This is a genomic window from Micromonospora sp. C97, from assembly GCF_018070385.1.
Classification (GTDB): Bacteria; Actinomycetota; Actinomycetes; order Mycobacteriales; family Micromonosporaceae; genus Micromonospora; species Micromonospora parva.
In genome coordinates, this window is sequence record NZ_JAGPXU010000037.1 from 20653 (window position 1) to 45532 (window position 24880).

Annotated in this window: 20 protein-coding genes; 11 read left to right on the forward strand and 9 right to left on the reverse strand. The window is 71.9% G+C overall.

Features of this window, described 5'->3' with window-relative positions; translation table 11 throughout:
* Positions 1-217: 217 nt before the first annotated feature.
* Positions 218-1399: a low temperature requirement protein A gene (locus KBX26_RS29760; protein ID WP_030329438.1), complete on the forward strand. Its 1182-nt coding sequence runs from the start codon at positions 218-220 to the stop codon at positions 1397-1399.
* Between the two features lie 7 nt (positions 1400-1406).
* Here the strand turns inward: KBX26_RS29760 and KBX26_RS29765 are convergent, their stop codons facing one another.
* The 3 genes from KBX26_RS29765 to KBX26_RS29775 form a co-directional block, all read right to left on the reverse strand.
* Positions 1407-2438 (reverse strand): medium chain dehydrogenase/reductase family protein, encoded by a 1032-nt coding sequence (locus tag KBX26_RS29765; protein WP_030329439.1) that lies wholly within the window; start codon positions 2436-2438, stop codon positions 1407-1409.
* A gap of 86 nt (positions 2439-2524) precedes the next feature.
* A complete protein-coding gene (locus tag KBX26_RS29770; RefSeq protein ID WP_210866922.1) occupies positions 2525-3067 on the reverse strand; it encodes a TetR/AcrR family transcriptional regulator in 543 nt (180 codons plus the stop codon).
* Between the two features lie 52 nt (positions 3068-3119).
* A complete protein-coding gene (locus KBX26_RS29775; RefSeq protein ID WP_210866923.1) occupies positions 3120-3452 on the reverse strand; it encodes a nuclear transport factor 2 family protein in 333 nt (110 codons plus the stop codon).
* 145 nt (positions 3453-3597) lie between these two features.
* On the opposite strand from KBX26_RS29775, the gene KBX26_RS29780 reads away from it, so the two are divergent.
* Complete coding sequence (locus tag KBX26_RS29780; protein ID WP_209444498.1) at positions 3598-4068, forward strand: helix-turn-helix domain-containing protein; 471 nt, start codon at positions 3598-3600, stop codon at positions 4066-4068.
* Positions 4069-4103: 35 nt separating this feature from the next.
* Here the strand turns inward: KBX26_RS29780 and KBX26_RS29785 are convergent, their stop codons facing one another.
* Positions 4104-5666: an MFS transporter gene (locus KBX26_RS29785; RefSeq protein ID WP_210866924.1), complete on the reverse strand. Its 1563-nt coding sequence runs from the start codon at positions 5664-5666 to the stop codon at positions 4104-4106.
* Between the two features lie 103 nt (positions 5667-5769).
* On the opposite strand from KBX26_RS29785, the gene KBX26_RS29790 reads away from it, so the two are divergent.
* The 3 genes from KBX26_RS29790 to KBX26_RS29800 all read left to right on the forward strand — a co-directional run bounded on the left by KBX26_RS29790 (position 5770) and on the right by KBX26_RS29800 (position 12259).
* Positions 5770-6249: a helix-turn-helix domain-containing protein gene (locus KBX26_RS29790; RefSeq protein ID WP_210866925.1), complete on the forward strand. Its 480-nt coding sequence runs from the start codon at positions 5770-5772 to the stop codon at positions 6247-6249.
* Positions 6250-6598: 349 nt separating this feature from the next.
* Positions 6599-9676, forward strand: coding sequence for a S8 family serine peptidase (locus KBX26_RS29795; RefSeq protein WP_210866926.1), 3078 nt, complete (start codon positions 6599-6601; stop codon positions 9674-9676).
* 99 nt (positions 9677-9775) lie between these two features.
* A complete protein-coding gene (locus tag KBX26_RS29800) occupies positions 9776-12259 on the forward strand; it encodes an AAA family ATPase (protein ID WP_210866927.1) in 2484 nt (827 codons plus the stop codon).
* 38 nt (positions 12260-12297) lie between these two features.
* On the opposite strand, the gene KBX26_RS29805 is transcribed toward KBX26_RS29800, so the two are convergent.
* From KBX26_RS29805 to KBX26_RS29825, 5 genes are read right to left on the reverse strand one after another with little or no spacing between them, the layout of a single operon-like run.
* Positions 12298-14511: a glycoside hydrolase family 27 protein gene (locus KBX26_RS29805; protein WP_210866928.1), complete on the reverse strand. Its 2214-nt coding sequence runs from the start codon at positions 14509-14511 to the stop codon at positions 12298-12300.
* 46 nt (positions 14512-14557) lie between these two features.
* Complete coding sequence (locus tag KBX26_RS29810; RefSeq protein ID WP_210866929.1) at positions 14558-16645, reverse strand: alpha-galactosidase; 2088 nt, start codon at positions 16643-16645, stop codon at positions 14558-14560.
* Entirely contained in the window at positions 16642-17463 is an 822-nt protein-coding gene (locus KBX26_RS29815; RefSeq protein ID WP_210860344.1) for a carbohydrate ABC transporter permease, read from the reverse strand. Before KBX26_RS29815 ends, KBX26_RS29810 begins: the two co-directional genes overlap by 4 nt.
* Positions 17463-18380: a carbohydrate ABC transporter permease gene (locus tag KBX26_RS29820; RefSeq protein WP_051708219.1), complete on the reverse strand. Its 918-nt coding sequence runs from the start codon at positions 18378-18380 to the stop codon at positions 17463-17465. Before KBX26_RS29820 ends, KBX26_RS29815 begins: the two co-directional genes overlap by 1 nt.
* Before the next feature lies 1 nt (position 18381).
* Positions 18382-19677, reverse strand: a complete 1296-nt coding sequence (locus tag KBX26_RS29825; RefSeq protein WP_210866930.1) for an extracellular solute-binding protein — start codon at positions 19675-19677, stop codon at positions 18382-18384.
* 160 nt (positions 19678-19837) lie between these two features.
* Here KBX26_RS29825 and KBX26_RS29830 point away from each other — a divergent pair, with 160 nt between their 5' ends.
* Genes KBX26_RS29830 through KBX26_RS29855 form a run of 6 tightly spaced genes read left to right on the forward strand, consistent with a single transcriptional unit; the run spans position 19838 to position 24874 of the window.
* Positions 19838-20584 carry an SDR family NAD(P)-dependent oxidoreductase gene (locus tag KBX26_RS29830; RefSeq protein ID WP_210866931.1) on the forward strand — a complete coding sequence of 249 codons (747 nt, stop codon included), beginning with the start codon at positions 19838-19840 and terminating at the stop codon, positions 20582-20584.
* A 35-nt stretch (positions 20585-20619) separates the two neighbouring features.
* Entirely contained in the window at positions 20620-21330 is a 711-nt protein-coding gene (locus KBX26_RS29835; protein ID WP_210866932.1) for a FadR/GntR family transcriptional regulator, read from the forward strand.
* Positions 21327-22472, forward strand: coding sequence for a galactonate dehydratase (gene dgoD / locus KBX26_RS29840; RefSeq protein WP_210866933.1), 1146 nt, complete (start codon positions 21327-21329; stop codon positions 22470-22472). The genes KBX26_RS29835 and dgoD overlap by 4 nt, the downstream gene beginning before the upstream one ends.
* The gene (locus tag KBX26_RS29845) at positions 22466-23305 is read left to right on the forward strand and encodes a hypothetical protein (protein WP_030329473.1); all 840 of its coding nucleotides are present in this window, start codon (positions 22466-22468) and stop codon (positions 23303-23305) included. The genes dgoD and KBX26_RS29845 overlap by 7 nt, the downstream gene beginning before the upstream one ends.
* Positions 23306-23315: 10 nt before the next feature.
* Positions 23316-23936 carry a bifunctional 4-hydroxy-2-oxoglutarate aldolase/2-dehydro-3-deoxy-phosphogluconate aldolase gene (locus tag KBX26_RS29850; RefSeq protein ID WP_210866934.1) on the forward strand — a complete coding sequence of 207 codons (621 nt, stop codon included), beginning with the start codon at positions 23316-23318 and terminating at the stop codon, positions 23934-23936.
* Positions 23933-24874: a sugar kinase gene (locus tag KBX26_RS29855; protein ID WP_030329477.1), complete on the forward strand. Its 942-nt coding sequence runs from the start codon at positions 23933-23935 to the stop codon at positions 24872-24874. The genes KBX26_RS29850 and KBX26_RS29855 overlap by 4 nt, the downstream gene beginning before the upstream one ends.
* Positions 24875-24880 lie beyond the last annotated feature (6 nt).

A 24880-nucleotide genomic window follows, 5' to 3' on the forward strand; every position in this document is an offset into this window, starting at 1 on the left:
TGGCGACGGCGTCTGACGGCCACCGGGGCCCCGGGCGACATGTCCACCGTACGCCTCGTGACGTGGGGCTGCACACGCACGGGCAGTCGGGGCGCTCGGAAGGTGCCACCCGGCGGGATGGATCCGGCACCTCAAGGAGGCTGTCCCAGCGGCTTTGCCCGAGTTACTGCCGGAATCTCACTAGCATGAGGGTCCGGAGCACGTAGGCGGGCACCTGATGACGACCGACCAAGCGGTAGGGCTGACCCGCGAGGATGAGGGGCCCCAGCGGGCGACCCTGCTGGAGCTCTTCCTCGATCTGGTGTTCGTCGCCGCGCTGGCCCTGACGTCACGGACACTGGCACAGCGTCTCGACTGGGTCGGCGTCTTCGAGACCGTGGTTCTGTTGACGGCCATCTGGTGGGTCTGGGCGGCTAGCGCGCTGGCTACCGAACTCCAACACCTCAACCGATCCTCGATCTTCGCTGTGACGCTCTGGGTCATGTTCGGGACGATCCTGATGGCCGGGGCGCTGCCCGGCGCCTTCGCCGAGCACGGCCTGATCTTCGCGGGCGCGTACGTGGCGGTCCAGGTGGGACGCGGCACCTTTCTCGTCGTCGCGCTGGGCGGCCGGATGGAGCAGCAACGCTCCAGTCGGTTCATGTTCTGGTTCGCGGTGTCCGCCGTACCGTGGCTCGTCGGCGCCTTCGTCAGCGGCCCGGCCCGGGGCCTGCTGTGGACCGCTGCGCTCGCCGTCGACTACGCGGCCGCCTGGCTTCGTTACCCCACTCCGCGGATCGGTCGCCTACCCACACCTCACTACGCGGTGGCGGCCGACCACTTGGCGGAGCGTTACCAGCAGATCTTCACGCTCGCTCTCGGCGATCTCATCCTCGTCATCACCCTGACCTACGCCACCCACGACCTGACCATCGAGCGGACGGCGGCACTCCTGGTCGGGTTCGCCGCGACCGTCCTCCTGTGGCAGATCTACGTCCACCGCGCCGGGTCCCTGCTGAAAGCCGCCATCGAGGCTTCCCGGGACCCGGGTGGGTTCGTACGGTCCGCGCCCAACACCCACCTACTCATGGTGGGCGGCGTCGTGGCCGCCTCCGCCAGCTTCGAAGCCATCATCAGCGAGCCTGCCGGGGAGACGTCGCCGTGGCTGGCCGGCGTCCTCCTCGGCGGGCTCGCGCTGTTCCTGCTTGGACGCGCTCGGTTCGAGTACGAGGTGTTCAGCCGCGTCTCACCGTCTCGACTGCTCGCGCTGCTTGCGCTGGCGGTCGTCGGACCCGTCCTGATACTCACCCCGGCACTGGTGGCCGGCCTCGCCGCGACCCTGGTGCTCGCCGGAGTAGCCGTCACCGACAGCATCCGGGCCCACGGAAGGCCGCCCGAACCACCGATGCCCTCGACGTAGTCGGTGATTATGGCTCCAGCACCACCTTGCCGGCCCGGCTGCGCGCCTCGGCGAACACCAGCGCGGCGGAGACCTCGTCGAGCGGGTAGCGGGCGGCGATCTGCGGCACGATCACTCCCCGTCGCAGCAGGTCGAGCACGGTGCCGAGGTCGGTGCGCAGGCGACGGCGGAACGCGGTACGGCGGGTGAGCTGACCGGCCCAGAAGTTGTAGAAGCCAGCCCGGTGACCGTTGGGCAGCGCGTTCCAGGTGTAGAGGCGGGTTAACAGCTTCACGAAGATCCAGATGACCGACTGCCCGGTGCCCACGGCTGCCGCGTTGCCGTAGACGACCAGCTTGCCGCCCGGGGCGAGCAGGGCGTATGAGGTGCGGACGCCCGGGCCCGCGACCGGGTCGAAGACGGCGTCGACGCCACCCGGCGACAGCTCGCGAACGTGGGCGGCCATGTCCGGGTCGCGGTAGTCGAGCGGTTCGACGCCGAGTTCACGCAGGCCGGCGTGGTGTCGTACGGCAGCGGTGCCGATGACCCGCAGCCCGAGGTGCCGGCCGAGCTGGACGAGCACGCTCCCGACGCCGCCGTTCGCGCCGTGCACGAGGATGGTCTGCCCGGCCGTCAGGTCGGCGTCGCGCAGCATCTGCCAGGCGGTCACCCCGTTGACGACGACGGTCTCGGCCGCGACGGGGTCCAGGCCGGTCGGTACGGGGGTCAGGGCGTCGAGGTCGACCAGCGCGTGGGTGGCCCAGCCACCGGTCTTGGTGACCGCCGCCACCCGCGCGCCGACCAGGGCGTGGTCACCGCCGGGACCGACCGCCCGGACGGTGCCGACGAGGTCGTAGCCGGGCACGAACGGGAACTTCGGCTGGCCGGGGTAGAGCGCGCGGCGCATCTGCTGCTCGGCGAACGAGATGCCGGTCGCCTCGACCTGGACGAGCGCCTGCCCCCGGCCGGGGACGGGCATCGGGCGTCGGCGCAGCTGGAGTCCGTCGGGCTCCACCACGCCGGGCAGCACCACTTCGGTGATCATCGCGTCGGTCGTCATCGGATTCTCCTTTGTTTGTAAGTGTGCACTCACACACTTGTCGAGGCCGAAGAGTGGGCCGCCGCAGCGGCCCGACAGCGGGTTGGTCAGGGGTGGCGAATGCCGGCGGTCAGGGCACGAGCCCAGGGCTCCGGGACCTGCTCCAGGCCGGCGGTCACGATCAGATGGCACAACTGGCCGTACGCGAAGAACTGCTGCACCTGCGCGTCGCTGGCACCGGCCCGATCCTGCACGAAGGTGGCGACCCGCCGGTAGCCGGCCCGCACCGCCTCGGCGACCTCCGGGATGTCCGTGACCGCCTGCGCCTGCACCTGGAAGAGCAGCAGGTCGCGATCGGCGATCAGCTCCGCGTACGCACCGCCCATGGCGTCGAGGATCTCTTCCGGACTGTCGCCCGTGGCACGCTCGGCGCCCGCCTCGATCGCCTCGGCGATCCGGTCGAAACACGCTCCGGCCGCCGCCACGAACAACCCGAGCTTTCCGGCGAAGAGCCGGAAGACGTACGCCTCGGAGATGCCGGCGGCGGCGGCCACGGCGGTGACCGGGGTGGCGTGGAAGCCGGCGCGCGCGAACACCGACACCGCGGTGTTCAGGACGGTGACCCGGCGGGCCTCGGCTGTCGATCGCATGTTTGTAAGTGTGCACTCACAAACAAGTGTCGTCAAGTTCGCCGCTCAGCGGTCAGGGCGCGATGCGCAGCATCCGGATCGCGCTGTCGTCGTAGTCGCTGAAGCGGTACCGGAGGCCGGCGAACGGGCTGCCGGGGAAGTCGCCGGTGATCGTGGCGGTCACCACGGTGCCGGCGGGAGTCTCCTCGACGTCGGTGATCTCGTACGACACCAGCGGCACGGCACGGCGCCACTGACGGATGGCCTCGATGCCCCGGTACTCGTTCGACTCGTCCTCGACCACAGCGTCCTCGGCGAAGAGAGCGAAGTAGTCCGCGGAGTCGGGCTGGCCGGCGAGCGCGAAGTAGCGGCGAATGATGGCTGGTGCGCCCTGGGTGGCAGTCATGGTCTCCCGTCCCTCTCCGACGTCGCCGAGGGCCCGTCGTATGGTTACTTCTGAAACAGCACCTACTAGCTTCGACAGTAGCACCTACTCGGGAGAGGGCACGGTTGTGGCCGGAAAGATCCGCTTGGCGGACCGCGAATGTCCGTTGTCCAGTGCGCTGGGCCACGTGGGCGAGTGGTGGACGCTGCTGATCCTGCACGACGCCTTCGACGGCTACACCCGCTTCGATCAGTTCCAGGCCAACCTCGGCGTCTCGTCCAGCATCCTGACCAGCCGGCTCAAGACCCTCACCGGCCAGGGGCTGCTGGAACGTCGCCGCTACCAGACCAGACCGGACCGCTACGAGTACGTCCTCACCGACCTCGGCCGCAGCCTGCGGCCGGTCATCGTCGCCCTCGCGGCCTGGGGCAACTCACGCCTCGATCCGAGCGAGCGCAGCATGATCCTCGTCGACCGGGCCACCGGGGTGGAGGCCGACCCGGTGCTCGTCGACAGCAACACCGGTCGCCCGCTCGACGACGCCACCTTCGTGTTCGCCGCCGGCCCGGCCGCCAGCGAGACCATGCGCAAGCGCTACGAGCACATTCCCACCCGGACGGCCCCGCCGCAGCGGTGACCGGCGCGCACGACGGCGGGCCGACGCGCCCGGCCCTAGTGCTGGTGCGGCCGGTTGCGGATGAGGGTGAGCGCGAGCACGGCGGCGACGAGGAAGACGACGCCGTTGATCCGCAGCCCGGCCTGGACTCCGGAGGTCAGCGCCTCCGCGATCGCCGCCCGCACCGGGTCGGGTAGTGGCTGGTCGCCGTTGGCCCCGGAGGCCACCGCCGCCCGCACGGCGCTCCGGGTGGGTTCGTCGACCTGGTGTGCGGCGAGCCGGCCCGGCAGGTCGGCCACCATCGTGGTGGTGAGCAGCGTGCCGAGCAGGGACGAGCCGAGCACCGAGCCGACCTGGCGCGCCGCGTTGACCGCGCCGGAGGCCATCCCGGCCTGGGCGGGCGCGACGCTGGCCAGGGCCGCCGCGGTCGCCGGGGCCACCACCAGCGCGCTGGCCCCGCCGAACAACGCGAACAACGCCCAGCGGTGACCGAACGACGTGTCCGGCCCCTGGTTCGCCAGCGCGAAGCTGGCCACCGCACCGAGGACCAGGCCGAGGGTCAGTGGCGCCTTGAACCCGGTACGACGGATCGCCCGCCCGGCGCCGAAGGCGACCAGCACGTAAACACCGAAGAGCATCAGCATCCGCCAGCCGGTGTCCAGCGGGCTGAGCGCCTGGGCACGCTCGTGGAAGAGGACCAGCAGGATCGCCACGCCGGTGAAACCGAACAGCGACACCGCACCGACGACCATGACAGCGCTGAACGACGCGGACCGGAACAGCCGTACGTCGAGCATCGGCGCGCTGGTCCGCAGCTCGACCAGCACGAACGCGACAAGTGCGACGACCGCGACGACCCAGGCCGTCGACACCACGGGGCTGGTGTAGCCGACCTTGCCGCCCTGGATCAGCGCGTAGACGGCGGCCGCGATCGCGACGGTGCCCAGCAGCAGGCCGGGCACGTCGAGCCGGGCGGCGCTCGGCCGGGACTCAGCCACTCCGACGACGGCGACGACGAGGGTGACCAGGCCCAGCGCGATCGTCGACAGGTAGACGCTGTGCCACTGGTAGTGCTGCAGCAGGGCACCGGCGATCAGCGGGCCGATCGCGAGCCCGATGCCGGACGCCGCCGACCACGCGGTGATGACCTCGGTCCGGCGGTGCGGGTCGGTGAAGGTCGCACCGAGGATCGCCAGGCTGTTCGGCAGGATCAGGGCGCCACCAAGGCCGGCGACCAACTGCCCGGCGATCACCCAGCCGACGGTCGGAGCGCTGGCCACGACGGCCGCGCCGACGATCATCGCGACGACCCCGGCGGCGAACATTCGCCTGCGCCCGTACCGGCTGCCCAGGGTGGCCGCGGAGAGCACGACGCTCGCCACCATCAGGGTGTAGGCGCTGGGGATCCAGACCAGCGTGGTCGGGTCTACCCGCAGGTCCCGCTGGATCGTGGTCAGCGCGGAGACCGTCGCGGTGATCTGCAGGAACGTGATCATCGCGCCCAGGCACATGGCGATCAGGGTCACCGCGCGGGAGCCGCGCAGAGATGAGCGGGCGGTAGCTGCCGGCCCGGGTGCTGCCGCGCCGGGTGGGATCGGGGTTGCGGTGCTGGTGGTCACTGAAGATCCTTCAGGCTGATGGGCTGGCTTGCGTATGCTGAAGTCAGCGCGACCCAGTGAAGCACCTGGCTAGCCCTAACGCAAGTCAGGTACGCTGGACGGCATGAAGGACCTACGAGACGATCGCGATTCCTGGACGAGCGAGAACTGCTCGGTGGCCCGGGCGATGGACATCATGGGCAGCAGGTCGACGGTCCTGATCATGCGCGAGGCCCTGCTCGGCACGCGCCGCTTCGACGACTTCGTCCGCCGGGTCGGCGTCGGCGAGCCCGCCATGGCCGCCCGACTCAAGGAAATGGTCGCCGCCGACCTGCTCGAACGAATCCCCTACCGCGAGCCCGGGCAGCGCACCCGCCACGAGTACCAACTCACCAGCAAGGGCCGCGCCCTCCTGCCGGTCATCACCGCGCTGCGCAACTGGGGCGACACCTGGGCCGCCACCGACACCGGCCCGTCGGTCATCGCCACCCACCACGACTGCGGCGAACCGATCCGCGCGGTGCTCCGCTGCGCCGCCGGCCACGACATCGCAGACGGCGACATCGACATCACCGCCGGCCCGGGTCTCGTCCGGCGCGACTGACACCCCGGGTCACGATCTCGCCCCGAAGCCCACAATGCCTGCGGCACGCTTCCAGCCGTATCCACATCGTTGTGGCCCCGCCAAGCCGCGACCCGTGGGACAGGCAGCCGAAACCCTGTGCGTCGAAGACCACGAAAGCCGACTCGACCGACGACACGGGCAACCGACCAAATGGCACAGATCACCCAAGTCGACGTTCCTAAATGACGCGCAAAGTACCCGTTGTGTTACGAGCTTGTTTCCAAGATGACGGCCAGGTTACGAGTGCTTCTCGATGATCGGTGCCGATCCTAGGTTTCGGCCACCGTCATCAGTCGTGGCGGCCGGCACCGAACGTGGAGGCAACGACGTGCCACAACCGAACACCCATCGGACCGGACGGGCCAGGCACCGGGTCAGCATGCTGGCCGCCGTGGCGCTGACCGCGGCCGGCCTGACCAGCCTGCCCGCCAGCGCCACCGCCGCGCCGGCGAGCAGTGGACCGACCGCCCGCTACCTCGTCCAGCTCGCCGAGGAACCACTGGCCACCTACACCGGCGGGGTTCCCGGGATCGCCGCCACCAAGCCGGTCGACGGGGCGAAGCTGAACCGTACGTCCGGGAACGCCAACGCGTACCGGGACCACCTGCGCCAGCAGCGCAAGTCGGTGCTGGACCGGGTCGGCGTGCCCGCCGAGCGCACCCGCGTCACCATGGAGACCGCGTTCAACGGCTTCGCCGCCGACCTGACCGGGCCGCAGGCCGCCCGGCTGCGCGCCACCAAGGGTGTCCGCGCGGTGTACGAGAGCCAGAAGGTGCACGCCGCCACCGCACACACCCCCGACTACCTGGGCCTGACCGGCAAGGGCGGGGTGTGGGACAAGGAGTTCGGCGGCGACCCCCACGCGGGTGAGGGCGTGATCATCGGGGTCATCGACAGCGGCTACTGGCCGGAGAGCGCGAGCTTCGCCCCGCTGCCCAGCCCGCGCCCCGACCAGGCCGTCATCGACGCCAAGTGGAAGGGCACCTGCGACGTTGGCGTCGAAGCACCGGTGACCTGCAACAACAAGGTGATCGGGGCACGCTGGTACAACGACAGTGGCATCGCCGACGCGTTCCCGGACGACTACTCCTCGCCGCGCGACCGCAACGGCCACGGCACCCACACCGCCAGCACCGCCGCCGGCATCCACGGCGTGCGGGCGACGTCGGGCAACCAGGACCTGGGCATGATCTCCGGCATGGCGCCGGCCGCGCGGTTGGCGATCTACAAGGCGCTGTACGACAACGGTGCGGGCGGAGCGACCGGCACCGACATCGACATCGTGCACGCCATCGACGACGCGGTCGCGGACGGCGTCGACGTGATCAACTACTCGATCGGTGACGACACCGAGCGCTTCGGTGCCGTCGACGCGACGTTCTTCAACGCGGCCGCCGCCGGGGTCTTCGTCGCCGCCGCCGCCGGCAACTCCGGCCCGTTCGCCAACACCGTCGACAACTCGACGCCGTGGCTGACCACTGTGGCCGCGAGCACCACCGACCGGCAGAACACCCGCGCGCTCACCCTCGGCGACGGCACCACCATCGCCGGTGTGGGCATGGGCGAGACCGGCGTCGGGCCGGCCCGCCTGGTCTTCGCGAAGGACAGCGCGGTCGACCCGGACGGCGCCTACGGTGCCGGCCTCTGCGCCGACGACACGTTGGACCCGGCCAAGGTCAAGGGCGCGATCGTGCTCTGCCTGCGCGGCGAGATCCCGCGTACCGACAAGAGCATCGAGGTGGCGCGGGCCGGCGGGGTCGGCATGGTGCTGTACAACGAAGAGCTGAACTCCCTGAACGCCGACGTGCAGGCCGTGCCGACAGTGCACATCAACGAGGTCGACCTGGCCACTGTCACCGCGTACGTCGGCAAGGGCAACGCCACGGCGACCATCTCGCCGAGCAAGCTGGAGACGGTCGAGGCTCCCGCCGTCGCCGCGTTCTCCTCGGCGGGCCCGTCGAACCTGAACGCCGGTGAGCTGCTCAAGCCGGACATCAGCGCGCCCGGTCAGGACATCATCGCCGCGTTCTCCCCGTCCATCGGCGGCAACGACTTCGCCCTGGAGTCGGGCACCTCGATGGCCGCGCCGCACATCGCCGGCATCGCCGCGCTGCTGCTGGCCAAGAACCCCGACTGGTCGCCGGCGGCGGTCCGCTCGGCGCTGATGACCAGCGCGGTGGACACCACCGACAAGGGCAACCCCATCAAGATCGGCACGTACGACGCCACTCCCATGAACTACGGCGCCGGTCAGGTGAAGCCGGGCAGCGCCTTCGACCCGGGCCTGGTCTACGACTCCAACCAGCAGGACTGGATCAAGTACCTGTGCGGAGTGTCCGCCGACCGGGGCGGCGACTACGGGCTCGCCGACCTGGACGGCTGCGACACGATCGGTGCGATCGACACCGCCCAGCTCAACTACCCGTCGATCTCGCTGGGCCGGATGGTCGGCAAGCAGAGCGTGACCCGTACGGTCACCAACGTCAGCGACAAGACCAGCACCTACACCTCGTCGGTGCAGGCCCCGCCGGGCTACAAGGTCACTGTCACCCCGAAGAAGATGCAGATCCGTCCGGGCCAGAGCGCCCGCTTCACCGTCGAGGTCACCAACACCGGCGGCGCGTTCGACACCTGGGCCGACGGCTCGCTGACCTGGCGCGACCAGTTCAAGCACGCGGTACGTAGCCCGCTGGTCGTGCACAACTCCGGGCTGGTCGCCCCCGACGCCATCACCGGCACGGGCACCTCCGGCAGCGTCCGGATCGCCGCCGAGGCCGGCTACAAGGGTCAGCTGATCTCCCAGCTGTCCGGCCTGACCTCGGGTACCAGCACGTCAGTGACCCTGAAGGGCGACGGGCCGAGCTGGGACTGGAGCACGTCGAACAACCTGCCGGTGCCGCTGCCCGCGTCGATCAGCCGGACCACCCTGCACGTACCGGCCGGCACCCGCAGTCCGGAGATCCACGTGACGTCGGCACGGCCCACCTGCTCCCACATCGACTGGGAGGACGAGGAGGGCGTGATGGAGTGCACCGAGTTCAGCCTCAACGTCTACGACAAGTCCGGGAAGTTCGTCACCGCCACTGCCAGCACCCGGATCGGCGCGAAGGTCGCCCTGCCCGACGGTGCCGGTGACTACATCGTGGTCGTCGAGCAGGAGTTCACCGAGAACATCAAGGACGAGGCCAACGCGTACACCATCACCAGCTACCTGCCGGGCGCGCCGGGCAGCTCCACCGGCCGGGTCACCATCGACCCGAAGCAGCGCAGCGTGCAGCCGGGCGCGACGGCGAACCTGACACTGCGCTGGTCCGGGCTCGCCCCGGGGCAGCGTTACGTCGGGGTGTTGGAGTTCCGCAACGGTGACGGCTCGCTGAAGGTCGTGCCGGTCACCGTCCAGTCCTGACCCCGCTCCCCCGACCCGGCGGATCGGCGTGTGACTCAGGTCACCGCCGGTCCGCCGGATGACCGGCGGGAACCGCAGAGATGATCTGCTCGCCCCACGGTGATCGACGGCGGCGAGGACAAGACCCGGGGCGGCGGGAGCCCAACTCCCGTCCGCCCCGAACGTCTGCGCGGGCCCGTCGAATTCGTCGGCCGAACGGCGGAACTGGCCCAGTTACGCCGGCTCGTCGCCACCCCGCCCTGCCTGATCCTGCTCGAAGGTGAGCCCGGAATCGGCAAGAGTCGGCTCGTCGCCGAGCTGCTCGCCGAACTCCCCGGGCGGCACCTCGTCGGCGAGTGCGACGACGTGCCCGAACCCTTCCCGCTCGGCGTGCTGCTGGACGCGATCCGGGGCTGCACCGAGCGGCCCGGTCCACTCAGCCCGGTGGCCGGCGCCCTCGCGCCACTACTGCCCGAACTCGCCGACGTCCTGCCGGACGCGCCGCCCCCGTTGACCGACCCGGCGGCCGAGCGTCATCGCCTGTTCCGCGCCGTCGCGGCGGTGCTCGCCGCGCTGAGCCCCGCCACCCTCCTGCTCGAGGATCTGCACTGGGCGGACCCGGCGACCTGCGAACTCCTCGCATACCTGAGCACCCACCCGGTGGACGGGCTGGCCGTGCTGCTGACCGCGCGGACGGCGACGCCGGGGAGCAGCACGCCGATCCACGACGCCCTGGCGCGGACTCCCCCGTGGAGCGTCACGCGCGTCGCGCTCAGCCCGCTGGACGCCGATGACGTACGCCGGCTGGCGGCGCGCACCCTGCGGCTCGACGACCCGCCGCAGCAACTGACCGCCGCCCTGCTCGACCGCACCGCCGGTATCCCGTTCGTGGTCGAGGAGGTGCTGCGTACGCTCGCCGAGCGGGGCGGCGACCCGTTGGCCGACGACAGTGTCCCGTTCGTCCTCCGTGACGTGCTGCTCTGGCGGCTGCGCCCGCTCGACGAGGCCACCCGGGAGGTGCTCGGCGCGGCGGCCGTGCTGGGCATGACGCCCGATCAGCGCATCCTCGCCGCGGTGCTCAGCCTGGACCGGGTGGCGATCGGCGCGGCGTTGACCGCCGCACACCGGGCGGGCCTGCTGCACGACGCCGGGGACGGCCTGCGGTTCCGCCACGACCTGGCCCGACAGGTGGTCTACGACCTGGTGCCCCGGGAGAGCCGGGAGTGGCTGCACCTGCGGGTCGCGCGGGTGTTGGAGCAGGAACTGCCGAGACCGGTGGCCCAGCTGGCGCACCACTACCGTCGGGCCGGCAGCGGGGCCGACTTCGTCCGCAACGCCGAGGCGGCCGCCGACCTGGCCACCGAACGCGGCGACGACGCGACCGCCGCCAGCTTCCTGCTCCAGACGATGGACGTCGCCGAGCTTCCCCGACCGGTACGGGTTCGACTCGCCGCCAAGCTGGGCCGGTCGGCCATCGACGGGCTCAGCCAGGCCGAGGCGATCCCGGTGCTGGAACGGCTGCTCGCCGACCGACGGCTGCCACCGGGCGCCCGAGGGGAGCTGGGCCTGGTGCTGGGTCGGATGCTGCGCCAGCAGGGCGAGGCGCTGCGCGGGTACACCGAGATCGAGCGTGCGGTGCCGTACCTGCGCGCGCCGCGCCGCAAGGCCCCGGCGCTCGCGGTGCTGGCGGCCCCCGACACCGTCGTGGGCCGGCACGTCGACGACCACCTGGCCCGTTGTACGGAGGCGGAGACCGCAGCGGCGGCCAGCGGGGATCCCGGGTCGCACCTCGCGGTCCGCATCGCCCGGGCCTCGCTGCTGCTGGAGTTGGGCGACCCGGCGGCCTGGGCGATCATCACGGAGCTGCGGGCGTCCGCGGAGTTGGCCGATCGGCCGCGCGAACACGCCCGCGCCTGCCTGAACTGGGCGCAGGGCGCGCTGCACGCCGGTCATCCCGAGCAGGCCGAAGCGTTGCTGGCGGCCGGCCGGGCGCTGGTCGACGAGACCGGGTACGAGCGGCTGACGTCCCTGGTGGAGGCAACCCAGTTGTCACTGGACCGAGCCACCGGCCGGCTGGACGGTCTCGTCGAGCGGCTCCGTCGGCTGGTCGCCAGCGCCGAGCGGATGCCGGTCACCCTGCTGGACGCGCGGGCCGAACTGGCCACCGTGCTGGCGCTCACCGCCACCGCGAACGGCGGCACCGCGAACGCCGGCAGCGCCGCCGGCCTGGGCGACAGGACCGGCGGGCTGGACGAGGTGGAGGTGGCCGAACGGGCGCTGCGGGAGGTGGTGGTCGACGCCCGCCGAGTCGGTGCGATCTGGCCGCTGGTGCAGACGCTGTCGGCGCTGGCCCGACTGACAGTGACCAGGCAGCCGGACGAGGCCGTCCGGCACGCGACGGAGGCGCTGTCGGTGGTACGCGGAAAGGGCATCCTGGCGTGGGCCGCCGACGCGGTGCTGGTGCTGGCCGAGGCCGCAGCGGCGCAGGGTGAACCTGCGCGGGCCGCGGCGGCGGTCGCCGAACTGGAAGCCGGGATCGCCGGCCGTGACACGCCGCTGGCCCGGGCCGCTCTGCACCGCTGCCGGGAACTCGTCCCGGCCTGAGCCGGGGCGGGCCGTCGGTCGACGGCCCGCCCGGTGGATCACAGGATGACCTGGTGCACCCGGTCGTCCACGCCGCGTACCGCCAGCCAGGCGCTGCCGTTGGCTCCGGCGGCGGCCCCGGGCGCACCCCGGAACGCGTCGGTGGCGAACTCACCACGTCGGAACCAGCCGCCCCAGGCACCGTCGGCCAGGTTGCGCTGCCAGAGCCGGTTGTCGGCGGCCAGCGCGAACAGGTAGACCCGGCCGGAGGTGGCGAGCAGGGTCGGGCTGCCGCTGGTGGTGCCGCCCAGGCTGGTCCAGGCCGACCACGTGGTGCCGGTGCGGCTGCTCCACCACACCTCGTCGGTGCGACTGCGAACCGCCACGTGCAGCACGCCGGCGTCGTCGACGACCGCGCTCGGCCGACCGTAGAACGGCCGGTTCTCGGGAGCCCCCACACCGGTCCAGCCAGCGCTCGGCGTACGCGTCCAGAGCTTGCCGTCGGCACCACGGGCGACAAGCGTCCACTGCGTCGGGCTGGTCCACGCCACAGTCGGCGCGTCGGTCAGCGTGCCGCCGAGGTTGCGCCACGGCCCCCACGTACCGGCGACGTAACTGCGCTGCCAGGCGGCGTTGTCGGTGCCCCGGACGAAGACGTCGATCCGCCCGTCGGCGGAGCCGTACGCCGCCGGCTGCCCGAGGATCCGGCCGCCGATCGGGCCACCGAGGGAGATCCACCGGCTTCCCCACGTCGTACCGGAACGGGTGTTGACCGCCAGGGCGCCCTGCGCGTCGCGGACGAAGGCGGTGGCGTGCGTGTCGTCGACCCGGACCAGCGCGGGGCTGGCACTGGCGGTGCCGCCGAGGTCGGCGCCGGCGACCTGGTCGGTGCCGGTCAGGCCGAGCATTGCCACCCCGTGCGCCGGCACCTCGACGGTGTACGAGCCGGTGAACGGCTGCACGCCCGGGGTGCCCGGCTGGGCGTCCACCGTGGACCGGGACCACAGGTCACGGACCCGGACCGACCCGCCGAGGGCGACGTCGGCGAAGTTCACGGTGATCTGCTGGGCGGTGTCGTGCCGGTTGAGCAGCGCGACGGCCCGTCTGCCGGAGCCGGCGAGCACCTTGCTCCAGACCTGCGCGTCGGTGCCGGTGTCGGCGACCTTGACGCCCTGCCGTACCAGCGGGTCCTGGTCCACGGCGATGATCTCGGGGTTGGTCAGCGCCGAGATCATCTCCTGCGGCAGGCCACGCGGGTCGGAGCCGATCACCAGCGGCGCGGCCATGATGGCCCACATGCCGAGCTGCGTCTTGGACTCCTCCAGGCTCAACTCGTACCCGCCGTCGGGCAGCGGACGCATCGGCAGCAGGTAGTCCGGGTCGTTGTAGTGCCCCGGCCCGGTGGCCGCCGGGTGGTACGCGTTGACGTCCATGTTGCGCAGCACCCACGGGAACGCCCACTGCGGCGTCGGGTCGGTGAGCCCCACGTCGGTGTACGTCCGCCAGGAGTCGGCGACGGTGGGCGCGTACGTGTAGCTCCAGGTGGAGAGCTGCTCCGGGGTGTACGGGCCGCCACCCCAGTCGGAGCTGACCGGGTTGCAGATGTTGAGCAGCATCGGTCGGGGCGACTGGCGTACCGCCTCGGCCAGCTCGCGGAAGGTGGTCTCCGGGTCGAGGCCGGCGGCGCGGCCGCAGAGCCAGTCGGCCTTGAGCGCGTCGAAGCCCCAGCCGGCGAACTGGGCGATGTCCGCCTGGTAGTGGCCGTTGCTGCCGAGCCCGCACTGCCCCGGCAGGTACGGGCCGGCGTCGGTGTAGATGCCGGCCTTCATTCCCCTGCTGTGGATGTACGCGGCCAGCGCCGCCATTCCGCCGGGGAAGCGAGCGGGGTCGGCGACGAGCTGACCGGCCTCGTCACGCGGGGTGGGGGCGGCCCAGTTGCCGTCGATCCAGACGTAGGTGTAGCCGGCGTCGCGTAGGCCACTGTGGACCATGTAGTCGGTGACCGACCGTACTTCGGCCTCGGTGGGATCGCCACCGAGGCCGAAGTAGGTGTTCCAGCCCTGGTAGGGCGTGGGGGCGAGGCCACTGTTGAAGAAGGTCGGCGCGCCCTGGTCCTCCGCGCCGGTGGCCGCCGGGGCGTGACCGGGGCGGCCGGGCCCGTGGCCGGCCTTCGGGGGGTCGGCGTGGGGTGGGCCGGCCATCGCCGGCACGGGGCTGGCCAGGCCCAGGCCGAGCACGGCCAGGGCAGCGGTCAGCTGTCGGTTCAGGCGCATGGAGGTACTCCTGTCCCTCGGGGGTGGGGGTGGTGGTGCTCCGAGCTCAGTCGCGGGTCAGCACGATGAGGTCGGCGTCGTGGGTGGCGCTCCACCGCACGGGCAGGCCCGCCGCGGTGAGGTGGCTGCCGGAGTAGTGCCGGTCGCCGTGCGAGTAACGGGCCGCCGGGTCGAGGCCGCGCAGCGGCAACCGGACCGGGCGGGACGGGAGCAGCCCGGCGCCGTCGAGCCGGCCGGTGTGCCAGGCCAGGACGACCACCCGGCTCTCGTCCGGCGCGGTGTACTGCACCGCGCAGCGGGCCTGGTCGGGGCCGCCGATCAGGTGCACCTCTCCGTGCGTGACGACGTCCCGGATCTCCTTGTAGCGGGCGATCCAGCCGGCCGCCTCGGCCCGCTCGGCGGGGGTCCACGCCCGGATGTCCGCGCCGATGCCGAGCACACCGGCCATCGCCAGGACGAACCGGAACGCCAGCGTCCGCGGGCGCGGGTCGAACAGGCCGGGCGCGTCGGTGACCCAGGAGCTGAGCAGGTGCGGGGCGTTGGCGTGCAGGAAGCCGTACTGGATGGCCAGCCGGTCGAGTGGACCGGTGTTGTCGCTGGGCCAGAACACGTCGGCGCGGGCGGCCATCGCCAGGTCGGTACGCGCGCCGCCGCCGGCACACGCCTCGATCAGCACACCGGGATGGTCCCGGCGCAGCCGCTCGTAGATCCGGTGCAGGTTGGCGACGTGCGCGCCGTCCAGGTCGAGTGGGCCCAGCCCACCGGACCGACCCGGTTCGGTACGCGGCCGGTTGAAGTCCCACTTCAGGTAGTCGATGTCGTACCGACGCAACAGCCCGTCGACTGTGGAGTGGACGAACTCGGCGACCTCCGGCCGACCCAGGTCGAGCAGGTACTGGTTGCGGACCGGGGTGATCGGTCGGCCGTCGACGGAGTAGACCCACTCCGGGTGCTCGGCGTACAGGGACGACTTCGGGTTGACGCACTCCGGCTCGACCCAGAGGCCGAAGTTCAGCCCGAGGGCGCGGACATCGGCGATGAACGTGTCGAACCCGGCCGGGAACTTCGCCGGGTCGGGTGTCCAGTCGCCCAGCCCGGCGGTGTCGTCGTCGCGGCCCACGAACCAGCCGTCGTCCACGACGAAGGTCTCCACACCCAACTCGGCAGCGATCCGGGCGAGCGCGAGCTGGCTCTGCGCCTCGACGGCGAAGTAGGTCGCCTCCCAGGAGTTGTAGAGCACCGGACGCGGCCTGAGCCGTTCCCCGGCGAGCAGCCGCTGGTGGGTGTGCCAGACCCGGGCCAGCCCGTCCAGGCCGTCCGAGCTGTACGCCCCGGTCGCCACCGGCAGGGTCAGTCGCTCGCCGGGGGCCAGCTCCAACGGGCCGTCGACCAGCTGACGGCCGACCCGGACCCGGGTCAGGCCGCCGGTGTCCCGCTCCGCGCTGATCTCCCACGAACCGGTCCAGGCCAGCGCCATCCCCCAGGCCGGGCCGGCCGGCTCGGCGGTGTCGCGCACCGCCAGCCAGGGCACGTGCAGATGCCCGGGTACGCCCTGGGAGCTGCCGATGCTGAAGGTGCCGTGGCCCAGCTCGACGTGGGAGAGCTGGAACTCCTGCGCCCACTGCCCCCACTGGTGGCTGAGCAGCGCGCCGTGCGGCGTGGGTACGCAGAACCCGCCCGAACCGGCCCGGATGACCCGCAGCGCGTCGCTGCCGTCGTTGGTCAGCTCGACCCACCGCTGCACCACGTCGGTGCCGACCGGCATCCGGTAGTGCACAGTGGCGCGCAGCCCGGTGACTGGGTCGGCGAACTCGACGGCCAGCTCCCGCTGGTCGGCGTCGATCCGCGCGTCGGTGTGCGCGAAACCCACCCGCCGCTGCCCGTTCGAGGTCTCGATCACCAGGTCGGGGCCGGTGAACGGGCGGTCGGCGTCGGTCGCGTACTCGATGGGGGCCGCGTCCCCGGCGGTGAGGAACGGGACCGGGCCGTCGTAGCCGACCGGCGAGGGCCCGTCGGAGACGCCGTGCGGCCCCCACGCGACAAGTTCCAGCCAGCGACCGTGCGCTGGCACCCGCACCGTGTACTCGGTGTGCGTGCCGCGCAGCGTCCAGCGCTGCCCGGCCTCGGCGGTCACTTGACCGCTCCGATCGCCAGGCCGGAGACGAAGTGCCGCTGGAAGCGGAGGAACACCGCGACGGTGGGGACGGCAGCGATGACGGTACCGGCGGCGATGACGTTCCAGGACGACACGAACTGCCCCTGGAGCGCGAGCAGCGCCGGGGTGACCGGCATGTTGTCGTCGGTCCGCAGCACGGTGATCGCCCAGAGCAGGTCGTTGAAGATCCAGGTGAAGGAGAGCGCCCCGAGAGCCGCCAGCGCCGGGCGGGTCAGCGGCAGCATCACCCTGGTGAAGATCTGCGCGGTGCCGGCCCCGTCGATGGTGGCCGCCTCCTGGATCTCGCCCGGCAGGTCCCGCATGAAGCCGTGCAGGACGAACGTGTAGAAGCCGAGCCCGAAGCCGACCTGCACCGCGATCAACGCCCAGAGCGTGTCGTACAGGCCGGTCAGCTCGCTGAACTTGGCCACCGGGATGAGCAGGATCTGCGGTGGCAGCAGGTTGCCGGCGAGCATCAGCAGCAGGATCGTCCGCCGGCCGGGGATCCGGAATCGGCTCAGCGCGAACGCGGCCATCGCGGCCAGCCCGAGGCTCAACGCCACCGACGGGATGGTGACGAGCAGGCTGTTGATCAGGGCGCGCAGTTCGCCGCCGTCGGTCCACGCCTGCCGGTAGGTGTCCAGCGTGAACGAGCGGGGCAGGCTGCCCACGCCGTGCGCGGCGATGTCGTCGAACGACCGGGTGGACATCACCACCACCCAGAGCACCGGACCCAGCCAGAGCAGCGAGAGCAGGATCATGCCGGTGTGGAAGGCCCCGGTACGGAGCTTGTTCATCACGCTTCCTCCCGGAACGCGCGGACCAGGTAGCCGAGGATGACGGCCAGCGCGAGCACGAAGATCACGACCGCGATCGCCGAGGCGTAGCCCAGCCGCAGGCTCTGGAACGCGGTCGAGTACATGTAGGTGCTGAGCAGCTCCGACGAGTGGTACGGCCCGCCCTTGGTCAGCGACCAGACGATGTCGAACGAGCGCAGCGAGTCGATCACGATGACCGACAGCACCACCGCGTTGACCCCCTTGAGCTGGGGAATGGTGACGTGCCGCAGCCGCTGCCAGGAGTTCGCGCCGTCCATCCGGGCCGCCTCGTGCAGCGCCGGGTCGATCGCCTTCAGCCCGGCGAGGAACAGCACCATCACGTACCCGATCTGGCGCCACAGCGCGGGCAGGATCACCGCGTACAGGGCCGTCTGCGGGTCGGCGAGCCAGGGCCTGATCAGGCTCTCCAGGCCGACCGCCCGCAGCAGCGTGTCGGCGATGCCGTCGGGCTGGTAGAAGACCCGCCAGACCAGCGCGGTCACCACCAGCGAGAACACCACAGGGGTGAACAGCGCGGCCCGGTAGAACCCGACACCGCGCCGCTCCTTCTGCAGGACGAGCGCCATCCCGAAGCCACCCAGCACGGAGAGGCCGCCGAAGAGCACCAGCCAGATCACCGTGTTGACCAGCGCGCCCCGGAAGGTGGCGTCGCCGGCCAGCTCGACGTAGTTGTCGGTGCCGACGAAGGTCGGCGGTGTCATCCCGTCCCAGCGGGTGAGGGAGAACCAGAAACCCTGCAGCGCCGGCCAGAACACCCAGATGCTCTCGACCGCGAACGGCACCAGGACGAACGCCACCAGCAGCGGCGACAGTCGGGCCGACCGTCGCCGCCGCCGGGTGGGGGTGACCGAAGTCGTGGAGATCGTTGCTGTCACGTCAGCCCTTGAAGACCTTCTCGGCGCCGGCCTGCCACTCCCGCAGGATCGCGTCGATCTGGTCCGGCTTGTCGATGAACTTGGTCAGCGCGGTGTCGGCGGTCGGCTGAAGCGCGTCGCTGGAGTCGCGGTTGAAGAACTGGGTCAGCTCCTTGGCCTCGTTCAGCATCGCCTTGCCCTTGACCACCAGCGGGGAGTCCGACGCCTTGGCCCTGGGGTTGGCCGGCAGCACGATGCCGGAGCTGGCCTTGACGTACGCCTCCTGGGCCTCGACCCCGGCCAGGTAGCTGAGCAGGGCCTTGGTGCCGGTCGGGTTGGCGGTCTTCGCGCTGGCGAAGAAGCCGTCAGTCGGTGCCTCCTCGGCCAGCGGCACCGCCGGGTCGATGATCGGGAACCGGAAGAAGTCCAGGTCACCGAGCGCGTCCTTGGGGGCGGCGTCGGCGAAGAACGTGCCGATCAGGAACATTCCGGTCTTGCCGGCCAGCAGCGCGGTGGTCGCCTCCTGGAACGGGTACGCCTTGCCCTTGGGGTCGAAGTAGGGCAGGGCCTCGCGCCAGCGGGTGAAGACCGCCTTGACCTTCGGGTCGTCGAAGCGCTGCTTGCCGGCGAGCAGCTCGCGGTGGAACGGCGCGCCGTTGATCCGGATGTTGAGGTAGTCGAACCAGGCCGAGGCCACCCACGGGGTGTCGCCGAGGCCGATGCCGATGGGCGGGATGCCCTTGCTCTTCAACGTCTCGCAGAGGGCCAGGAACTCGGTCCAGTTCTTCGGCTCCTGCACGCCCCACTTGGCGAAGTTGGACTTGCGGTAGAAGAAGCCCCACCAGTAGTTGTTCATCGGCACGAAGATCTGCTTGCCGCTGGCGTCGGTGGAGAGCGTACGCAGCGACTGCGGGTAGTCGCCCAGTGACTTCCAGACATCGGAGACGTCCAGCAGCAGGTTCTTGCTGGCGTAGTCGTTGGCGACCGAGCCCGCGTACCAGGTGTAGAGGTCCGGCGGGTTGGCCGAGGTCAGGTAGGTCGGCAGCTGGGTCCGGAAGGTCTCCGAGGCGATCGTGTTGAGGCTCGCCGTGCCCTTGCCCTGCCCGTTGAAGGTCTCGATCAGCTTCTCCATCGCGGCCTTGGCCTGCGGCGAGGAGAGGTTCGACTGGATGGTGACCGCGCCCGAGCCGCTGCTCGTCGTCGGCCCGCTGGCGGAGCTGGCGCACGCGCTGAGGAACGAGCTGGCGCCGAGCGCGCCCAGGCCGGCGAGCCCGAGGTGGCCAAGGAATCGCCGGCGACCGGGGTCGAAGTCGCTCACGGAGGTATCCCTTCCTTTACGACACGTAGCGTTACGGCGCGATGTGTCGTCCATGTGAATGCTGTGACGAGAAGGTTGCATCGACCCTCGCCGGCTGTCAAGATATCTTCGTAATTAATGATTAGACGAGACCACGGTGAGGGGTCAGGTGGATCAGCCTATGCGCCGGCTTGATGGCAAGAACGCGCTGGTCACCGGCGCTATGGGCGGGATCGGTGCGGCTATCGCCCGACGGCTCGCCGCCGAAGGAGCAGCCGTCGCGCTGCTCGACGTCCACGATCCGACCCCGCTGGCCGACGAGCTGACCGCCGCCGGTCACCGAGCACTGTCCGTAATGGGCAGTGTCAGCGAGGAGAACGACTGGGCAACTGCGGTGGCGGCGACACGAGCGAGCCTCGGCCCGGTCGACATCCTGGTCAGCACCGCGTACGCCGTGCAGGTCGCCCCGGCCCACGAAACCAGCCGACAGTCCTGGGACCACCAGCTCGGCGTCAGCCTCACCGGCTCGTTCCTCGGCGTCCGCGCCTGCCTGGACGACCTGCGGGCCCGCTCCGGCGCGGTGGTGCTGATCTCCTCGGTGCACGCGCTGGTCGGGTTGCCCGGCCGGCCCGCGTACGCCGCCGCCAAGGGTGGCCTGGTTGCACTCGGCCGCCAACTCGCCGTGGAGTACGGCCCGCAGGTCCGGGTCAACACCGTGCTGCCCGGGCCGATCCTCACCGCAGCCTGGGCCGACGTGTCCGAAGAGGACCGGCAGCGCAGCGTGGCGGAGACCGTCGCGAAGCGTTTCGGCACACCGGACGAGGTGGCCGCGACGGTCGCCTTCCTCGCCTCGCCGGACGCCGCCTACATCACCGGCGCGAGCCTCGTGGTGGACGGTGGCTGGACAGCGGTGAAAGCCTCGGCCTGAGAGATCGATACCGACCAGCGAAAAGGCCAGGAGCATTGGCACAGTACGCACGCCGCGGCGTCCACGGGCAGACCGTCGAAGCGATCGCCCGTCGCATCCTCACCGGTGAGATCCCCGCCGGCGCGACCCTGAACATCGTCGCGTTGCAGGAGGAGTTCGACGTCAGCCTCACCGCGCTCCGCGAGGCGCTGAAGGTCCTCTCGGCCAAGGGCATCGTCGACGCCCGACAGAAGCGCGGCACCTTCGTCCGACCCCGGGCGGACTGGAACCTGCTCGACGGCGACGTGATCCGGTGGCAGTTCGCCGAGGGCACCGACCAGCGGTTGCTCGACCAACTGCACGAGGTACGCGCCATCATCGAGCCGGCCGCCGCCCGGCTGGCCGCCACCCGCGCCACCGCTGACGACCTGACCGCCCTCGACCGGGCACTGGACGAGATGGCCCAGGCCAACGGCGATCCCGCCGCCGTCATCGCCGCCGACCTCGCCTTCCACCGCGCGCTGCTCACCGCCACCCACAACGAGCTGCTGGAACGGATGGAGGTGGTGATGGAGACCGGGCTCGCCGAACGGGACCGGCTGGTGCACGGCGGCACCCCGCACGACGACCCGGTGCCCAGCCACCGCGCGGTGGTCGACGCGCTGCGCGACCGGGACGAGACAGCGGCCGAGACCGCGATGCGTCAGTTGCTGGACAAGGCCGTCCGCGACGTCGAGAAGGTACGGGGACGAAGGGGCAGCCAGTGAAGATCGAGCGGATCGAGACCTTCCTGGTCGCGCCACGGTGGTTGTTCTGCCGGGTGGAGACCGACGACGGGCTGGTCGGGTGGGGTGAGCCGGTGGTCGAGGGCCGCGCCGAGGTGGTGCGCAGCGCGGTCGAGGTGCTCTCCGAATATCTGATCGGCGCGGACCCCCTGCGCGTCGAGCAGCACTGGCAGGTGCTCACCAAGGGCGGTTTCTACCGGGGCGGGCCGATCCTCTCCAGCGCGGTCGCCGGTCTCGACCAGGCGCTCTGGGACATCGCCGGGCAGGCGTACGGGGCACCGGTGCATGCGCTGCTCGGCGGGCCCGTCCGGGACCGGGTGCGGATCTACTCGTGGATCGGTGGGGACGAGCCCGACGAGGTGGCCGACGCCGCCGCCGCGCAGGTCGCCGCCGGCCTTACCGGAGTCAAGATGAACGCCTGCGGGCGGCTCTCCCCGATTCCCACCTCGGCCGAGGTGGACGCCGTCGTCGGCCGGGTGGCCGCCGCCCGCGAGGTGCTCGGCCCCGACCGGGACATCGCCGTGGACTTCCACGGTCGCGCCGGGATGGCCGCCGTCCGTCGGATCCTGCCCGAACTGGCCGCCCTGCGCCCGTTCTTCGTGGAGGAGCCGGTCCTGCCCGACCAGGCTCACCACCTGCGCGACATCGTCGCCAGCACGCCGATCCCGGTGGCCACCGGCGAGCGGCTCTACGGTCGGTCCGAGTTCCTCGGCCCGTTGCAGGCCGGGGTCGCCGTGGTCCAGCCGGACCTGTCGCACGCCGGTGGGATCTCCGAGGTCCGCCGGATCGCCGCGCTGGCCGAGACGTACGGCGCGCTGCTCGCCCCGCACTGCCCGCTCGGCCCGATCTCCCTGGCGGCCAGTCTCCAGGTGGCCTTCGCGACGCCGAACTTCCTGATCCAGGAGCAGAGCATCGGCATCCACTACAACGCCGGCTCGGAGTTGCTGGACTACCTGATCGACAGGGAGCCCTTCCGGTTCGTGGACGGGCACATCGCCCGCCTCGACCGGCCCGGGTTGGGCATCACCGTCGACGAGGCGGCGGTCCGCAAGGCCGCCCAGACCCCGCACGCCTGGCGCAACCCGCTCTGGCAGCACACCGACGGGTCGTTCGCCGAGTGGTGACCGGTGCACGGCCGGTGCCGTTGCGGGTGGCGTACGACGCGGCGCACGGCGGCCGGTGGACGAGCCTGCACGGCGGTGACCGGGAGTGGCTCTGGCGCGGCCCGGAACCCGGCCGGCACGAGGTACGCCCCGGTGCGGCGTTCGTCGACGCCGGTGGGCTGGAGGAGTGCCTCCCCACCGTGCGCGGCGAGCCCGACCACGGCGAGGTGTGGTCGCGGCCGTGGCGCGAAGCGGCCCCCGGCACCGTGGTCGTCGAACGGCCCACGTTCACACTGCGCCGAAGGATCACCGACGACTGTGGCGTGGTGGTGGCCGACTACCGGCTGGCCGCCGACCCCGGGTACCGGTTCGTCTGGGCCGCGCACGCCCTGCTCGGCCTCTCCCCCGACGCCCATCTGGACGCGCCCGCCGGCACCCCGACCCGGCTGCACCCGGAGGCCGCCGCGCTCCTGCCGCCGGGCGGTTGGCCCGTCGGCGAGCCGTGGTTGACCGGGCCGTGGCCGGCCCCGGCCGGGCTGACGCTGGACACCTTCGGCCCGGACGACGGCACGGCGCTCGGCGCGGTGCTGCTCGACTGCCCACGGGTCCAGGTGATCGACGGCACCGACCGGCTGACCCTGGAGCTGGAGTGCGCCGACCAGCCCCGCAGCACGGCCCTCTGGCGCAACCTGGGCGGCTGGCCGGCCGACACCCCCTACCGCAGCCTCGGCGTCGAACCGATGCTCGGCGCTGCCTTCGACCTGGCCGACGCCGGCCCGTCCGACGCGGCGGTGGTTCCCGCCGCCGGCGAGGTCACCTGGCGACTCACCATCTCCGCCCACCGCACCCACTGAGGACACCGTGATGAACCTGCTCGACGAGCTGCGTACCCATCGGCTGCTGGCCATCGTGCGCGGCCCGGACCCGGCCGCCGCGCTGACCGCCGTGCTCACCCTGGCCGAGAGCGGCGTCGCCCTGGTCGAGGTCTCGCTGACCAGCACCGACGCGCTCGGCGTCATCCGCCGTGCCCGGGCCGCCCTCGGGCCCGGCTTCGGCCTCGGCGCGGGCACCGTGCTCAGCGCCGAGGACGCCCGCGCGGCGGCCGACGCGGGCGCCGGCTTCCTGGTCACCCCGGCGATCGCCGCGAGCCTCGCCGAGGGTGGCCGGCTCGGCCTGCCGGTGCTCGCCGGCGCCCTCACCCCGACCGAGGTGGTGCAGGCCACCGACGGCGGGGCCACCGCGATCAAGCTCTTCCCGGCCTCCCTCGGCGGGCCCGACTACCTCGGCGCGCTGCGCGACCCGTTCCCCGGCACCGCGTTCGTGCCGGTCGGTGGGGTCGACGCGGACGGCGCCCGGCGCTACCTCGACCGGGGCGCGACAGCTGTCGGCGTCGGTTCCCCGCTGCTCGGCGACTCCGTCCGAGGCGGCGACACCACGGCGTTGCGGGAGCGGGCCGCCGCCTTCCTCGCGGCGGTCCGGCCATGACCGACCTGGTCACGCTCGGCGAGACGATGGCGGCGTTCCGCACCACCGGCCCGCTGCGACTGGGCGGCACCGCCGGCATCTCCGTCGCCGGGTCCGAGTCGAACGTGGCGATCGGCCTGGCCCGGCTCGGCCACCGGCCGGCCTGGATCGGGGTCACCGGGGCCGACGAGCCCGGCGAGCTGGTCCGCCGTACGCTGCGCGCCGAGGGCGTCGACCTGACCTGGTCCCGGGTCGACCCGACCGCCCCCACCGGGCTGATCCTCTTCGAGAACCGGGTCGCCGACATCAACCGGGTCACCTACCACCGCGCCGGCTCGGCCGGCTCCCGACTGGGCCCGGCCGACGTGACAGGGGCCTTCGACGCCCCCGGGCCACCACCCCGACTGCTGCACGTCACCGGCATCACCTGCGCGCTGGGCGTCGAGCCGTACCAGGCGGTGGTGGCGGCCGTGCGGCGCGCCCGCGCGGCCGGCAGCACGATCTGCCTGGACGTCAACCACCGCAACCGGCTCTGGTCGGTCGCCGAGGCCGCCGCCGCGCTGCGCCCGCTGCTGCCCTCGATCGACCTGGTGATCGCCTCCGACGACGAGTTGGCGGTGCTGACCGACGCCACCGACCCGGCTTCGGCGCTCCTCTCGGCCGGCGTCACCGAGGTCGTGGTCAAGCACGGCGGCGACGGGGCGACCAGCCACAGCGCTACCGGCGTCATCCACCGTCCAGCCCGGACGGTGCCGGTGGTGGACACCGTCGGCGCGGGTGACGCCTTCGTCGCCGGGCTGCTCTCCGGCTGGCTCGACGGCCTCGACGCGCCGGCCCGACTGGACCGGGCCGTCATCACCGGCGCGTTCGCGGTCGCCACCCGGGGCGACTGGGAGGGTCTGCCCGACCGGGCCGAGCTGACGCTGCTCGACCACGGCCCCGGCGGTACGGTCCGCTGACGACCT